The sequence below is a fragment of the Pseudomaricurvus alkylphenolicus genome (assembly GCF_011683955.1).
Lineage (GTDB): Bacteria > Pseudomonadota > Gammaproteobacteria > Pseudomonadales > Cellvibrionaceae > Pseudomaricurvus > Pseudomaricurvus alkylphenolicus.
Map to the genome: position 1 here is coordinate 1287233 of NZ_JAAQPI010000001.1, position 14851 is coordinate 1302083.

A 14851-nucleotide genomic window follows, 5' to 3' on the forward strand; every position below is an offset into this window, starting at 1 on the left:
CGAGATGGCGATGAAAGACGCAACAGCATACAAAGGTCCGCTGGCGGGCCTCAAGGTGGTGGACTTTGGGCACTATTACGCCGGACCCATGGCAGCCATGCTATTAGCCGATCAGGGGGCGGATGTTGTCAGGGTGATACGCCCCGGTGCCTGTGAACTTTCCGAGGCACAGCACCGGGTATTGAATCGCAACAAACGCCTGTTAACGCTCGATCTTAAAACGGCCGAAGGTAAAGAGCGGGCCATGGCGCTGGTGCGCAGTGCGGATGTGCTGATTGAGAACTTTCGTCCCGGTGTGATGGCAACCCTGGGATTATCTTACCCGGCTGTGAAGGCCATCAATCCGTCATTGGTGTATTTGTCTCTGCCGGGATTTTCCGCCAAGGACTCCGCGCGAGCACATATTCAGGCTTGGGAAGGTGTGCTTTGCGCGGCCACCAGTCTCTATGCGATGGACCCTCTGCGCAACAAATTCGGTTTTCCGCCCCATTATATGAAGCTTGCTCCCTGTTCGGCATTTGGCGCTATGCACGGGGTGGTGGCGGTGCTGGCCGGGCTGCACGCCCGCAGTCAACACAGCGCGGATAACCCAGGTGGTGGGATCTATATTGAGACGCCATTGGCGGCGGCGGGCCTGTCGACCTGTACCCGCGGTTTTATCTACCGGGGGGGCAGTCTCAGAAGCGGACATGACAAGCTCTCTCAGGGGCCTCTGCCGGAAGCACTGCAACCTCTGGTCTATTCCCGTTCTGACGATCAGGTAGTGGCTGAGCGCAAACTCAAGAACGCGCAGAAACTGATGCCCAAGAACTTTGTGACTCACGCCTACCGCTCGAAAGATGAGCGACTGATGATGTTTATGCCCATTAAACCCGAAATGGCGCACCGCTTTTTTAGGGTTCTCGGCATAGGCGAGCAATTGCAGCAGCAGGGGTTTGTGATTCACTCACCTTGGAATCCGGAGGAAGCGACGGGTATTCGCAATCTGGCCAATGCCTGGGAACTGACAGCAGAAGACAGCGCCTATCTGATTGATTTGATTCAAGCACAGGTAGCCCACAAAACAGCGGATGAATGTCAGCAACTGATGCTGGAGGCCAGCATCCCGTTTTCTTACGTTCGCAGTCGGGAACAATGGCTGACCATACCTGAGCTGGCACATGCGGGCATGTTTGTGCCCATGGGTGAGGGAAGAGATCGTATCACAACAGTGGGGCGAACCGTGGATGTGACCGGTCCGGGGGAGCGTGTCATGGGCTTGACCGCGGACGCAGACTTTCGTGAACCTGTCGACACGAGCTGGGAACAATTGCAGCAAAGCTTTTTGCAGATACGCCCGGGGGATGACCAGCAAATCAACCGGGCCGAAACCCTTACCAAAGGAAAGCTGCTCCAGGGCGTAAAAGTGATCGACCTCTGCAACGTAGTGGCCGGCCCCAATGCTGCCTATACCCTGGCACAGTACGGTGCCGAGGTGATCCGCATTGAACCACCAAAGAGTTTCAATTTGCCCATGCACCTTGGCTGGACACTGGAGGTTAATCAGGGCAAACGCAGCATGGTGTTGGATACCAGGACAGAAGCGGGCCGGACGGTATTTGAACGACTGCTGGCCGAGGCGGATATCGTCTTGCATAACCGCTTGCAAGAGGTGGCGCAACGGTTGGGATTCAGTGCACCGCAACTCAAGGCCATTAACCCCAAAGTTATCGTTTGCCAGGTCAGCGCCTTTGGTGCAACAGAAGCAGGGGGCTGGGAAGCCATGCCCGGCTACGATCCCAACCCGAATATGACCAGCGGCCTGGAAGCCTCCAGAGGAACCATCGATTCACCCAGCCAGGTTATGGAGATTTTTACCGACTTGATGGGAGGTCTGAGTCTGGCGTTCAGTAGTCTATTGGCCCTCTACCAACAGGGACGAACCGGCTTTGCCGGCAGCGGCTTTGCCTCCCTGGCACGAGGATGCAATTTTTATCAGTTGCCGCAGCTGATCAGTGGTGAGACTTGTTCGGGGCGCGCCGGAAGTGAAGGTTGGTTTGCCTACGGTGAATGCTGGTACCAACGCCTCTACGCTTGCTGCGATAAATGGCTTTATGTTGGCGCTTTGCCAGCAGACAAAGAAGTATTGGCCGAGTTGGTTGGCGGGCGCAGCAACCACACGCAAGAGCAGTTGGAACAGGGGGCTTTGGAAGCCGGTTTTCTGGAGCAGAATGCCGAGTATTGGTACGCAACACTCTCGGCGGCAGGCATCGGTTGCCATCCTGTGCTGAATATTGACGAGCTGTGTCACGGCGGGCCACTGCCGGTTACCGACAATCAGCCAGCTATCCTGAAGAGCGACACAACGCTGGATTTCGCCTGCTTTGAAGACCACCCCTGCGGCTTACCGATGATATTACCCCTGCCTGCCTGGGTCCGCTGCGGTGAAGATCTTCACTATCAAAAGCTCAGCCCTACACCCAAGGTAGGGCAGCATACACGGCAGGTGTTACAGGAATTGGGTTACACCGAAACGCAAATTGCTGAGTTCTATGAGCAAGAGGTGGCCTGGGATTATCTGCCGGCCATTGGTAACCGTAACGACTATTTCTTTGTGCAAAAAAAGCGGGAGGAGTGAGCTGTGATTTCTTACCCCAGCGCTCTGAGAAAGTTCGCTGACGAGACACCGGATCGAACAGCGATCATCTGCGATTTAAAATCCATTACTTTTAAGGAGCTGGACCGACAGTCGAATCGCATGGCTCGAGCCTACACCGAACAGGGTGTCGCCGAAGGAGACTTTGTCAGTATCGTGCTGCCCAACGGCATTGAGTTTGTGATTGCCGCCATGGCCTGCTGGAAACTGGGTGCCATTCCCGCACCCTTGTCACCGCGTTTACCCGGCGTCGAGCTTGACACATTACTGAATCTGACATCACCCCGGCTCGTGGTTGGCTTAAGTGAGCAACATTCCAATGGACTGAAGACCCTGGCCGCTGGCTTTCAACCAAGACTGGATCTGTCGGATGCTCCCCTGCCCGACAAAGTGTCGCCCCATGCTCAGGCCCTGCCCTCGGGCGGCAGCACTGGCACACCCAAACTCATTGTAGATGGCAAACCGGCACAGTTGGATCCGGAAGTGTCACGTTGGGGACGCAAAAGCGGCAGCAATGTATTAGTACCCGGCGGGCCTCTATACCATTCCGGGCCTTTTATCACCACCACAGACAGTCTCTTTAAAGGGTGCACCGTGGTGTTGATGAGTCGTTTTGATCCGGAATTGACTCTGCGTATGATCGAGAAGCACCGTATCAACTGGATTATCCTCGTACCCACCATGATGCACAGAATCTGGCATCTGCCCGAAGCGGTTCGCGACAGCTACAACCTCGATTCCCTGCAGGTGGTAATGTCCAGCAGTGCGCCGATATCAATAAACCTGAAACAGATTTGGATCGATTGGCTGGGCGCTGAGAAAGTGTACGAGTCTTACGGCGGTTCTGAGCGCATCGGAAGCACACTGATCAGCGGTACTGAATGGCTCGCCCACAAAGGCTCAGTGGGGCGGCCGGCAGCGGGCACGGAACTTAAAATTCTGGACACTCATGGGCAAGAAGTCGAAGCGGGTGTGATTGGGGATGTGTATATGAGGCCTGCTACCGGGCCCGGTTCCACCTACAGCTATCTGGGAGCAGAGACGACCTGTTGGGACGGTTTTGAAACCCTGGGCGATGTCGGTTATGTGGATACAGATGGTTATCTCTATCTGGTTGATCGGCGCGTCGACATGATCGTGAGTGGCGGCATCAATATTTACCCGGCGGAGGTGGAAGCGGCCATAGAGTCCTACAGGGGTGTACGTTCTTGTGGGGTGGTTGGTCTACCCTGCGAAGACCTGGGTCAACGGGTTCATGCCATCATTGATTCAGAAACGGAGATTGCTGAACCGGCCTTGCTTAAACATCTCGAGGCGACCATCGCTGCAGTCAAAATTCCCAGAAGCTTCGAATTTGTTGGCGAACTCCTGCGCGATGATGCAGGCAAGATTTGCCGCTCCAGACTACGGCAGGAGAGAATCCAATGCTGACAATAGATTGCAACGACATTAATGCACTGCGCGGGCAGATCAGCGACGATTACGGCCCCTGGTCGGACTATTTTCAAGTGACACAAAGTGTGATTGATAGCTTTGCCGAACTCAGTGGCGACCGACAGTGGATTCACACTGACGTTGAAAGGGCAAAACAATCAAGTCCGTACGGTGCTACGATCGCCCACGGTTTTTTGATTCTGAGCTTGATGTCCCGGGTGCGCCCCCCAGCCAGCTTTAACGTCGTTAACCACAGTAGCGTGGCCAATTACGGTTCCAAGGGGCTTCGCTTTCTGGCGCCGGTCGTTGCAGGTTCCCGCATACATGCGCGCCAGAAGCTGATGGCGGTCGAAGAGCACCCGAAGGGCGTACTGCTGACGAGTGAAGTTGCGATCCAGGCCGAGGGCAGTGGCAAACCGGCGTTGGTCTACAATATGTCGCTGTTGTACAGGTTTTAGTGGGAGGAATATCGTGAACGGGATGACGCTCTGGGAGATCATCGAAGAGCGGGCACGGATGTCGCCCGATAGATTATTTGTGCGGGACGAACAGGATCGTGCCCTGACTTTTCAGCAATTTTCGGAGCGGGCGGCTTGCTACGCATTGTGGCTGCAAACTCACGGCATCCGTCGTGGCACTCGCGTTGCCTGGCAACTGCCAACATCTTTGGAGTCGTTGCTACTGGCCTCCGGCTTATGTCGTCTTGGTGCGGTGCAAGTGCCCCTGTTGCCTTTTCTTCGACAGAAAGAAGTGGGGTTTATTTGCGACCAAAGTCATGTGCAATGGCTGGTTGTGCCCGCTGAATGGAACGGATTTGACTACGCTGGTATGGCGGCCGGGCTGAGCGAGAACAATGCGCAACTCAGTTGCCTGGTATTATCAGCGGATGCGGAAGTCCCGGCAAAGGAATCGACCGATGTTGCGTTGGAGCCGTACGCACGCCACAATCCCGCGCAGGAAATTTCCTGGATATTCTATACTTCCGGCACCACAGCGGCCCCGAAGGGCGCCTTGCATTGTGATGAGGCCATTGTCAGCACCGCAATGGGCATGAGTATGGTGCTGGAGCTGTCCAGCCGCGATGTGATTCCGATGGTATTCCCATTTACCCATATCGGAGGCTTTATCTGGCTGGCGGCCCATTTTATCAGTGGTGCTGAATCCCTGGTAATGTCTCGTTTTTCTGAGACCATGTTTCCGCTGATGGCGGAGCGCGGGGTGACGGTTGCCGGTGCCGGGCCGGCGTTTGTTCACAGTTACCTCAATGCGCAGCGAAATCAACCGCAGCAGCCGTTGTTTCCGAATCTGCGATGCACCACCGGTGGCGGCGCGGCTAAACCCCCTTTGCTGCACGAACAGGCACAGCGGGAGCTGGACTGTTTGGGTATGGTATCCGGCTATGGGCTGACTGAATGCCCGATAGCCACCATGAACACGGTGCACGACCCAGATGCCATGTTGGCAACCACGGAGGGGCGCGCTTTACCGGGCATGCTGTTAAAAATTGCCGATGCCTCGGGAAACCGGCTGCTACCCGGTGAAGCTGGAGAAGTTTGCCTCAAGGGGCCGCATCTGTGCAAAGGGTACGTGGACGCCAGGCTGGATGCCCAGGCCTTCGATGACGAAGGTTACCTGCGCAGTGGCGATATTGGTTTCGTTAACGAAGATGGCTGGTTAACGGTGACCGGACGGCTTAAAGACGTGATTATTCGCAAAGGGGAGAACCTGTCGGCGAAGAAAATAGAAGATGCGATCATTCTGCACGAGTCGGTCGAGGATATCACCGTCATCGGGTTGCCGGATGACCTGCGTGGAGAGTTGGCCTGTGCGGTGATTCAAATGACAGACATCAAGCATAAGTTAAGCTTGCAGGAACTCTCCGCGTTTTGTTTGCAGGAGGGACTTCTGCGGCAGGAAGTCCCGGAAAGGCTCGAATTCGTGGATGCGATTCCCCGCAATGCCAGTGGTAAGGTGATGAAGGAACAGCTTAAGCAGCGCTTCGGCTGATTTTTGCCAAAAGTTCTTTTCAAAACCCAATGCAATCCCCTCCAACGACGTACGCAAAAAACGTAGCAGCCCACTCCGAGGGCGACCGGGTTTGGCACGATATTCCGGTCGCGCTCAGAGCGCGCTGCTACGGGTGAATCATTTCCTGCATTGAATCTCCGAGGGCGACAGGCCGTGGCAGTTGTCAATGAAACAAAGCCGCTGCTTCGGTGGATTTGGTCACCACAAAGCGGTGGCTTTCTCCATTCAAACCCCGGAGCAGATTCACTATTCTGATTCAAATTCAACAGAAGGTGAACAATATGTTGCCAAAGACTTCCTTTGCCATGGTCCAGACCGGTGTTCGAATGCTGGAGGGCCGTGACATTCCCATTCCAGATATTGACGACAACAGTGCTATTCTGCAAATCGAAGCCTGCGGTATCTGTGGCAGTGATTACGAACAGTACGAAGGGCATTTACCAACCCCTTACCCGGCCGTCCCCGGTCATGAACCTCTGGGGAGAATTGCTGCCATCGGAGATAAGGCCGCCAAGCGTTGGGGTGTGGACGTCGGTGACCGGGTGGCCGTGGAAACACTGATTGCCTGCCACAATTGCCCCACTTGCCACGACGGTCAGTACCAGCGTTGCGGCGACCTGCGTGTATATTCATTTATGCCGACGTCATATTCTCCAGGGCTCTGGGGTGCCTATTCGCAGTATATGTATCTCGATGGCAATTCCATCGTTCACAAAATGAAGGATTCCATTCCCGCCGAGATTGCGGTGATGTTTAATCCGCTGGGCGCCGGATTCCGCTGGGCGGTGGAGCTGCCGCAAACCAGACTGGGTGACAGTGTTTTAATTATGGGGCCAGGGCAACGCGGGTTGGCAAGCGTGATTGCTGCCAGACAGGCAGGCGCCGGGGAGATTATCGTGACTGGTTTGTCCGCTGACGAGGAAAAGCTGAAATTGGCAAAGCTTTTTGGTGCAGATCATACCATCGATGTCGAAGTAGAAAACCCTATCCAAAGAGTCAAGGAGATTACTGACGGCAAGGGTGTGGATGTGGTGATTGATCTGACCCCTTATGCGACCCGGCCGATTGTTGATGCCATCGAGTTTGCTCGCAAGGGCGGTACGGTGGTACTGGCGGGGATGAAAGGTTATAAGGCGGTACCGGATTTTATCAGTGACAAGATCATTGGTAAGGAATTGACGATAAAAGGTGCCAGTGGTGTCACTTCCAGCGGTTATCGCGCGGCCATTCGGGCGATTGAGTCAGGCAGTTTGCCACTTGAAGCCATGCACACTCACAACTTTGCACTTGAAGATGCAGAGACGGCCATTAAAACCCTGGCCCGGGAGATCCCCGGTGAAGAATCCATTCATTCCTGTCTGATTCCCGGCTTTTAGGGCCACTATACATCATAATGCACTTCTCCCGAACCACGTTTGGTCCGGATAATCCCCTGGGAGGGTTCTGCTGCAGCCCGCTGAGGTCGGTTTGGGCTTGGGCTTCGACGGCAAAGTGCCATAACCGGAAGTTCATAATCCTGGTTCAGGGCACCATGGGCGTTCGATAATGTCTGCAACGACCGCACGACGTAGGGTGGATTAGAAGCGCTTTGCGCTTCGTAATCCACCGATCCGCCGAAGGTTTAAATTGGCGGCGGCCGTGTACAAATCACCTGTTGCAGGCACATTCAAGGGTGTTAAAAACCGGGCCGAAGCCAACGAACATCTCCGGCAGAACCGGCAGAACCGGCAGAACCGGCGGATTACGGCGCAAGCGCCTAATCCGCCCTACGCATAAACAACGCCGTCAGAGTACCAATCCTGCGAATTTCTAAGACCGGTTATGGCACATTGCCGTCAAATCAACAATGTCAGTTATTGAACCAGACTCTGGTCAGGTTTGTCCGGTGGCACCGGCGCTTGTAGTCGAGGCCTTATCGGTCTTGAAGTGTCTCTGGCCTAACAGCAAAGACAAAACGGCCATCACGGGAAAGGCAAACCACAGCACTCTCATGACCGGCGCGTAGCCGCCGTACAGGTCATAGCCATAGCCACCGATGGGGCCCGGCAATAGAATAAACACGGTGGTGACCAGGTACATCAAACCGATCGCACGGGCAAAGGCGGCTTGTCCAAAAAACTGCGCCACCAGCAGATTCCAGACGGGTAGAAGACCACCGGTGGAGATGCCGGTGACCACAATACCGACGATCAAAGCGACCAGTGAGGGCTGGCCACTGAGAAGAACCCCCCAGCCACACATCAAACCCAGCGTAATCAACAACAACATACGGTGAGCACTGAATCGATCACACAGATAACCGAATACAAATTTACCGGACAACGAAGAGGCCGCCAGCGCTGAGATCAGAAAGGCGCCTCTTTGGCTGTCGACACCCAGCTCAGCCGAAAAGGGAGCAATATAAGTAATCAAGAAGATTCCGGTGCCGTTGCCAAGGCCAATAGCCAAAGCGATGATCCAGAATCCACCGCGACCTAATATCTGCGTTACTGTAGTCTCGGAGTTTTCTCCACAGGCCCCTTTATTTTCAACGCTGCTGCCGACATCTTCGCCCAAGGGACGAAGCCCGATATCTGCTGGTTTGGCGATGGCCAGCTTCCAGGCTGCGGGGGTGATGGTCAAGAGGGCAACAATACCCAGCAATTGCAAACAGCCTTGCCAACCGAACTGTGCGATGAGCAAGGCGGTTACCGGCGGCAGAATAAACCCGCCCAGTGAAATTCCGGCAGCTGAAATTCCCAGTGCCATGCCCCGGTGTTGTTCGTACCAGTTAACTATGACTGCCGAACTGGGCACAGGGCCCAGCAGGCCCGCTCCCAACCCAACCAATAAAGCCAATGCCAGCCCCAGTTGCCAGAGTTGTGTTAACACCGACAAAGCACACAGTCCGGCGGCGAGCAGGAGACTGCCTGCAATTGCCATCGAACGAAAGCCTCCCTTGTCCAGCCAATAGCCGAACAGGGGAGAGAGCCCGGTAGACATCAGGAATATAATGGTTGGCCCCCAACCCAACAGGCTGCGAGAAACGCCGAGGTCCTGGCTGATGGGCTCGATAAACAACCCGAAAATATAGCTGGAACAACCGACGGCGAACAGTTGGGCGTAGACTGTCAACGCGACAATTTTGTGGCCATGGAAAATTCCCGGCCGATAAATTCCTGTATCAGTCATGGCATTGACTCCTGTTAGCCAAATAATGGATTGCCGGCCAGGGAGCCGCCATCGACGATATATTCGGCACCGGTACTGTATGCGCTGGCGTCAGACGCTAAAAAGGCTACGGTCTGCGCCACTTCGTGGGGAGAGCCGATTCTGGAGATCGGCAGACCGCCGACAATAGCACGACGTTCCTTGTCGCTGCGTTTTTCCCATTCCACCATGGCAGTATCGATGGCGCCGGGATGTACTGAATTAACGCGGATGCCGTAACGGCCCAGCTCCATGGCGGCGGTCTTGGTCATGCCTCTGACGGCCCATTTGGTGGAGCAATAGGCAATACTCCTGGGTACGCCTCGCATGGCAGCGGTTGAGGCGATGTTGATAATAGAGCCGCCCTGGTTGTCCTTCATTGCCGGTATCACGGTGCGCATTCCGAGTATCACACCCAGCTGATTGACCGATACCACGTTCATATACAACTCGTCAGAAATGTCTTCGAGCATGGCGGGCGGCGCAATGCCGGCGTTGTTAACCAGCACGTCGAGCTTGCCGAATGTCTTTAGGGTGAACTTGACTGTCTCTTGCCACTGTTGCGTGGAGGTGACATCCAGTGGATGAAAAACGGCGTTGTCGCCGATATCGGCAGCCAGTTGTTGTCCTTCGTCCGTCAAAACATCGGCAACAACAACCTTGGCACCTAACTCGGAGAACAAACGTGCTTCTGCAGCGCCCTGCCCGCGAGCAGCACCGGTAATAATGGCCACTTTTCCAGTCAGCGATATCATGGTTGGATCCTTCTTTTTTGGGTTCGTGAATGTTTTTCAGAAGATCCAACATGCACCAATCCGACACTTTCCCACAATGGCGTTTTCCACCGTGATATCTGGGCAACAGACGCCAACGCTTTTTGGTGTAATTTGTAGGGCGATATCGGCGGGAAACGACCACGTTGGGGGCGGCGTGCCAGAGTAAGATGATGCTTTATTGACTGACTATGCAAAGGGGTGGTTTCTTGAGTCAAGAATCAGAAATGTACCAAAAATCAATAGACCCATGGATTAATGTCAACATGGGCGATGTGGCGGATCTCGACTACATCAAATCCGTTAAAAAGGACTACTTTCGTGGTGACGAAAGCTTCATCAAAAACATTGAGCCCGATGAGCTTATCGGGGAAATGGATCGCTTGAATGTAGAGAAGGCGCTGGTTACCTACAGTTTAGAAGAGCCCAAGCAGCGCATATTGGAATTTGCCGACAAATATCCTGGCCGCTTCTTTTTGTCGGTGGTTCCGGATCTAAAACGTGGCATGAAGACGCTGTGGGAGCTGGAAGCGCTGGCGAGAGACTATCCCGTCGCCCTGGCGCGTGTCGCGCCCTTTCAAATCGACGTGCCGCCGAATGATGCTATCTATTATCCTCTCTATACCAAGTGCATTGAGATGGATCTTCCTGTTGGCATTAACACCGGTATCTGTGGTCCGCCACTACCCAGCGAGTGTCAGAACCCGTTCTATCTCGACCGTGTCTGTCATTTTTTTCCGGAGTTAAAAATCATCATGCAGCACGGCGCCGACCCCTGGTGGGACTTTGCCATCCGGCTTATGATCAAGTACCACAATCTCTACATGATGACTTCCGCCTACGCACCAAAGTATTTCCCGCCAGAATTACTCCACTATATGAAAACCCGCGGCCGGGAGAAAATTATGTTTGCCTCTGATCATCCCGTACTAACCATCGAGCGTTGTTTGAAGGAAACTCACGAGCTTGGCTTTGACGAAGCGCTGCTGGAGAATTTTCTCTTCAATACGGCGGATAAAATACTGTTTGGTCAGAGGCAGTCTCGCTACAGCGGATTCAAAATTAATGAGTTTTCACAGTCTCCGAACTAAGTTAGTATTGTAACTGAGCGCCGAGTGCCGTCGGCGCAGACTTCTCTTTTCAATGTCCTCCTAAACAAAAAATATTGTTTCACCCGCTGACACCAGGGTAAATGCCATTTGCGACCCCGTGTTTATGGCATATTGCGGGTCAATTTTTGTTAACGAGGAAACCAACAATGAGTGACCAGATAAAAACTTCTGGCGGCCCCCTGCGGGGCCTGCGAATTATCGAAATGGCTGCCATCGGCCCCGTACCCTTTGCGGGGATGCTGCTTTCTGACATGGGCGCTGAAGTGATCCGCATTGATCGCAGTAACGCCTCCCCCAATCCCTATGATGTCACCAGCCGAGGCAGAAAATCCATAGCCCTTAATCTTAAGCATGAAGAGGGGAGGCAAGTGGCACTGTCGCTAATTGAGTCGGCGGATATTCTGCTGGAGGGATTTCGCCCAGGCGTTATGGAAAAGCTGGGGCTGGGGCCCGAAATCTGTCATCAACGCAACGCCAGACTAGTATATGGACGAATGACCGGGTGGGGCCAGCAAGGGCCACTGGCGGGCGCCGCTGGGCACGATATTAATTACATTGCTATCACTGGAGCACTGCATGCGATCGGCGGCGATAAACCTGCACCACCCCTTAATCTGGTGGGTGATCTAGGGGGTGGCGCTCTCTATTTGGTCATGGGCGTATTGTCGGCGTATATCCACGCAAAATCCTGTGGCCAGGGGCAGGTGGTGGATAGCGCCATCACCGACGGTACCATTTCACTCTTGAGCTGTATTCATGGTTTCGCTGCCAGTGGTTTGTGGCAGGACCAGCGCCAGCAAAACATCCTCGATGGTGGAGCTCACTTCTACAACACCTACGAATGCGCCGACGGTGAGTATATTTCTGTGGGTGCCATAGAGCCACAGTTTTTCCAGCTGTTGGTGGAGAAAACCGGATTTCAACCTTCAGGAGATTCCCGTCAATCCCATTTCGACAGCAATGGCTGGGAAACAGGTCGGCGGGATCTGGCAGATCTGTTTCGTCAAAAAAGCCAGGCCCAATGGATTGATCTGTTGGAAGGCAGCGACGTTTGCTTCGCACCGGTACTGTCGTTAAAAGAGGCAATGTTTCATTCCCACAATATCGCGCGGGGCAACTTTGTTGAGGTTGAGGGGGTTATCCAGTCCGCACCGGCACCTCGTTTTGACCAGACACCAAGTCAGATACAGGGACCGATAGTCAAACCGGGGCAAAACAGTCGGGAAATACTGCAACAATTGGAGCTGGATGCAGACGTTTTGATTCACAGCGAAGTGGTTACCGAGCCCTCGAACTCAGTTTGAGTTACTTACCTCAAAGGTGCCAGCTTGGGGCGCCATAAACATGCTGGCTTTACGAATCTTCGGAAAATTGCCAGAAGAGATAGGCGGGACCAGATGGGCAGAAATGTGCCATAACCGGCCATTGGTTGGTGTTTTGTTCGTGCGCTAGATGGATCGTGGCGGGCCGCTTCGAAGGGAGCCGTTTTCTTTTATAGTTCGGGAACGGTCCGCTTCGGGGTGCAGCCATCTGGAACACGCTCGAGCCGTCCATGGTCGCTAATAGTTCCGCCACAGCCCAGGCTGCCCTCTCTTCGAGCTTTGCTCGAATTCACCTTGTCCATGGCGGAACATTGTCACATATGGATGCACCCCGAATCGGCCCTTTGCATCGATAATTGGTTTCTTAATTAGAGCTCTGTGCTCCCTTCGAAGCGGCCCTTACCTTCACGTTTTTGCCTTCTTTTGCAAGGTGCGGGATGCCGCAGATGCCTGCAACGGCCGCACGATTGTAGGGCGGATTAGGCGAAGCCGTAATCCGCCGTTCCGCCGAAGGTTTAAATTGGCGGCGGCCGCGAATAAACCGCCTGTTGCAGCAACATCCAAGGGGGTCAAAAATCGGGCCGCAGCCAACGAACAACGCCTGCGGCACCGTCGGATTACGCCGCAAAGCGCCTAATCCGACCTACGCTCGAACGCAATTTCTGCTAATTCCAACTTCCGGTTATGGCACATTTCTGCCATAGCCTGGATACAAACACTCGCAAATCCCCTAAAAAATCCACTTTTGCAGTGGTGTATTTTATCGCTATACCTTTTGTTTCTGATCTTTCCAGTAAGGATCACGCAACCGCCGTTTGAACAACTTACCGTTGGGATCACGAGGTAATTCCGGCAAGTAATCAATGGATTTGGGCAGCTTCATTTTCGCGAGCCGGGTCGCCAGGAAGTCCAGTAATGTTGCGGTGGTGTTATCGTCTTCTGTAGCTCCATCCGCCAATTGCACCACCGCTTTGATCTCCTCGCCCCAGTCTTCGTGGGGAATACCAAAGACCGCGCAGTCTGCCACCTGAGGATGCAATATCAACACGTTTTCAATTTCCGCGGGATAGATATTGGCGCCGCCGGAAATAATCATGTCAATCTTTCGGTCGCACAGAAACAAGTACCCTTCGTCGTTCAAGTAGCCAACATCGCCGACGGTAAAGTAATTATCGATGCGATTGGCCCGGGTTTTGTCTGTGTCTCCCTTGTACTCGAAATCCGCCCGCTCGCTGAGGCGCATGTAAACCGTTCCCTGCTCGCCGGTCGGCATCTCTTCGCCATCGTCATTAAAAATCCGGATATCCGCGTTGGGCCAGGGTTTGCCCACGGTGCCGGGATGTTGCAGCCACTCTTGCGGCGAGACAATGGTACCGCCGCCTTCACTGGCCGCATAGTATTCGTAAATACTGTTGCCCCACCACTCAATCATGCCTCGTTTGATATCCGGCGGGCAGGGCGCGGCGGCATGCACCATTCTTCGGGTGGAGGAACAATCGTAGCGATTGCGCACGCTCTCAGGCAGTTTGAGCAAACGCGTGAGTTGCGTCGGCACCATGTGGGAAGTGGTCACCCGGTACTTTTCGATCAGACGTAGCATATCTTCGGCGTCCCATTTGTCCATCAAAACCACGGGATGACCCAAATGCAAAGAAGCATTGGCCCAAACCAGTACTGCGGTGTGGTACAGCGGCGAGCAGGTGATATTGACGTTGTCGTCTTCGGGTTTACTGCCGAGAATCTGCAACAATCCCGTTGCAAGCTGTGCAGCCGTTTCTGGATCCAGTCCGGCCAGGGGGCGCTGTACGCCTTTGGGTTTACCGGTGGTCCCCGAGGTGTAATTCATAACAGCCCCGGCGCTACGATCCTCCGGAAGTTGGTCGGAATAATCCCAGACCAGCTCGTCAAAGGGCCTGAAGCCTTCGATGTTGCCAATGCAAAAACAACTGCGGTGTTCCAAACTGGCTTCTTCTACTGCCATTGAGGCTACGTTGTCGATGCGTTCGTCCGCGATAAAGATCTTGGCTCCGCAATCCGACAGAATGTAGGCAACTTCTGCGGCGGCGAGATGCCAATTGATAGGAACCAGATACATACCTGCCTGAAACGTCGCCAGGCTCAGGCTCAGCAGCTCCTTGCGGTTGGGCATACACACCGCGACTACGTCTCCTGCGGCAAGGCCTTGCTCGCGCAATCCCCGCACAAGACGATTGGACTCCGAAAAAAGCTCGCCTCGGGAAAACTCCTCCCCCTCGGGGGAAACCAGGCCTAACTTGGAGGGGGCTTGCTGTGCATAGTCCCAGAAACTCTTTGCTGACATCGTTGGTACCTCAGTCCTTGTATTATTCACGACAGACT

Annotated in this window: 10 protein-coding genes; 7 read left to right on the forward strand and 3 right to left on the reverse strand. The window is 54.2% G+C overall.

Annotated elements, in window-relative coordinates:
• Positions 1-10 precede the first annotated feature (10 nt).
• The 5 genes from HBA55_RS05065 (at position 11) to HBA55_RS05085 (ending at position 7473) form a co-directional block, all read left to right on the forward strand.
• A complete protein-coding gene (locus tag HBA55_RS05065; RefSeq protein ID WP_166987980.1) occupies positions 11-2617 on the forward strand; it encodes a CoA transferase in 2607 nt (868 codons plus the stop codon).
• A gap of 3 nt (positions 2618-2620) precedes the next feature.
• Complete coding sequence (locus HBA55_RS05070) at positions 2621-4066, forward strand: AMP-binding protein (RefSeq protein ID WP_166987983.1); 1446 nt, start codon at positions 2621-2623, stop codon at positions 4064-4066.
• Entirely contained in the window at positions 4060-4527 is a 468-nt protein-coding gene (locus HBA55_RS05075) for a MaoC family dehydratase (RefSeq protein WP_166987986.1), read from the forward strand. Before HBA55_RS05070 ends, HBA55_RS05075 begins: the two co-directional genes overlap by 7 nt.
• A 22-nt stretch (positions 4528-4549) precedes the next feature.
• Entirely contained in the window at positions 4550-6076 is a 1527-nt protein-coding gene (locus HBA55_RS05080; protein WP_240945925.1) for a class I adenylate-forming enzyme family protein, read from the forward strand.
• Between the two features lie 302 nt (positions 6077-6378).
• On the forward strand, positions 6379-7473 hold the full coding sequence (locus tag HBA55_RS05085) for a zinc-dependent alcohol dehydrogenase (protein ID WP_206019517.1): 1095 nt from the start codon (positions 6379-6381) through the stop codon (positions 7471-7473).
• A 496-nt stretch (positions 7474-7969) separates the two neighbouring features.
• Here HBA55_RS05085 and HBA55_RS05090 read toward each other — a convergent pair whose 3' ends face one another.
• Entirely contained in the window at positions 7970-9268 is a 1299-nt protein-coding gene (locus HBA55_RS05090; protein ID WP_166987992.1) for an MFS transporter, read from the reverse strand.
• A 14-nt stretch (positions 9269-9282) separates the two neighbouring features.
• Complete coding sequence (locus HBA55_RS05095; RefSeq protein WP_166987995.1) at positions 9283-10041, reverse strand: SDR family NAD(P)-dependent oxidoreductase; 759 nt, start codon at positions 10039-10041, stop codon at positions 9283-9285.
• 245 nt (positions 10042-10286) lie between these two features.
• On the opposite strand from HBA55_RS05095, the gene HBA55_RS05100 reads away from it, so the two are divergent.
• Both HBA55_RS05100 and HBA55_RS05105 read left to right on the forward strand, forming a co-directional pair.
• The gene (locus tag HBA55_RS05100) at positions 10287-11150 is read left to right on the forward strand and encodes an amidohydrolase family protein (protein WP_166987998.1); all 864 of its coding nucleotides are present in this window, start codon (positions 10287-10289) and stop codon (positions 11148-11150) included.
• Positions 11151-11317: 167 nt separating this feature from the next.
• Complete coding sequence (locus tag HBA55_RS05105; protein ID WP_166988001.1) at positions 11318-12475, forward strand: CaiB/BaiF CoA transferase family protein; 1158 nt, start codon at positions 11318-11320, stop codon at positions 12473-12475.
• A gap of 784 nt (positions 12476-13259) precedes the next feature.
• Here the strand turns inward: HBA55_RS05105 and HBA55_RS05110 are convergent.
• Positions 13260-14813 (reverse strand): acyl-CoA synthetase, encoded by a 1554-nt coding sequence (locus HBA55_RS05110; protein ID WP_166988004.1) that lies wholly within the window; start codon positions 14811-14813, stop codon positions 13260-13262.
• Positions 14814-14851: the final 38 nt, after the last annotated feature.

Bases quoted from the DNA above. Each gene is read 5' to 3' on its own strand.
- HBA55_RS05080 (WP_240945925.1), top strand. From the start codon at position 4,550: ATGACGCTCTGGGAGATCATCGAAGAGCGGGCACGGATGTCGCCCGAT.
- HBA55_RS05095 (WP_166987995.1), bottom strand. From the start codon at position 10,041: ATGATATCGCTGACTGGAAAAGTGGCCATTATTACCGGTGCTGCTCGC.
- HBA55_RS05110 (WP_166988004.1), bottom strand. From the start codon at position 14,813: ATGTCAGCAAAGAGTTTCTGGGACTATGCACAGCAAGCCCCCTCCAAG.
- HBA55_RS05090 (WP_166987992.1), bottom strand. From the start codon at position 9,268: ATGACTGATACAGGAATTTATCGGCCGGGAATTTTCCATGGCCACAAA.
- HBA55_RS05105 (WP_166988001.1), top strand. From the start codon at position 11,318: ATGAGTGACCAGATAAAAACTTCTGGCGGCCCCCTGCGGGGCCTGCGA.
- HBA55_RS05100 (WP_166987998.1), top strand. From the start codon at position 10,287: ATGTACCAAAAATCAATAGACCCATGGATTAATGTCAACATGGGCGAT.
- HBA55_RS05065 (WP_166987980.1), top strand. From the start codon at position 11: ATGAAAGACGCAACAGCATACAAAGGTCCGCTGGCGGGCCTCAAGGTG.
- HBA55_RS05085 (WP_206019517.1), top strand. From the start codon at position 6,379: ATGTTGCCAAAGACTTCCTTTGCCATGGTCCAGACCGGTGTTCGAATG.
- HBA55_RS05075 (WP_166987986.1), top strand. From the start codon at position 4,060: ATGCTGACAATAGATTGCAACGACATTAATGCACTGCGCGGGCAGATC.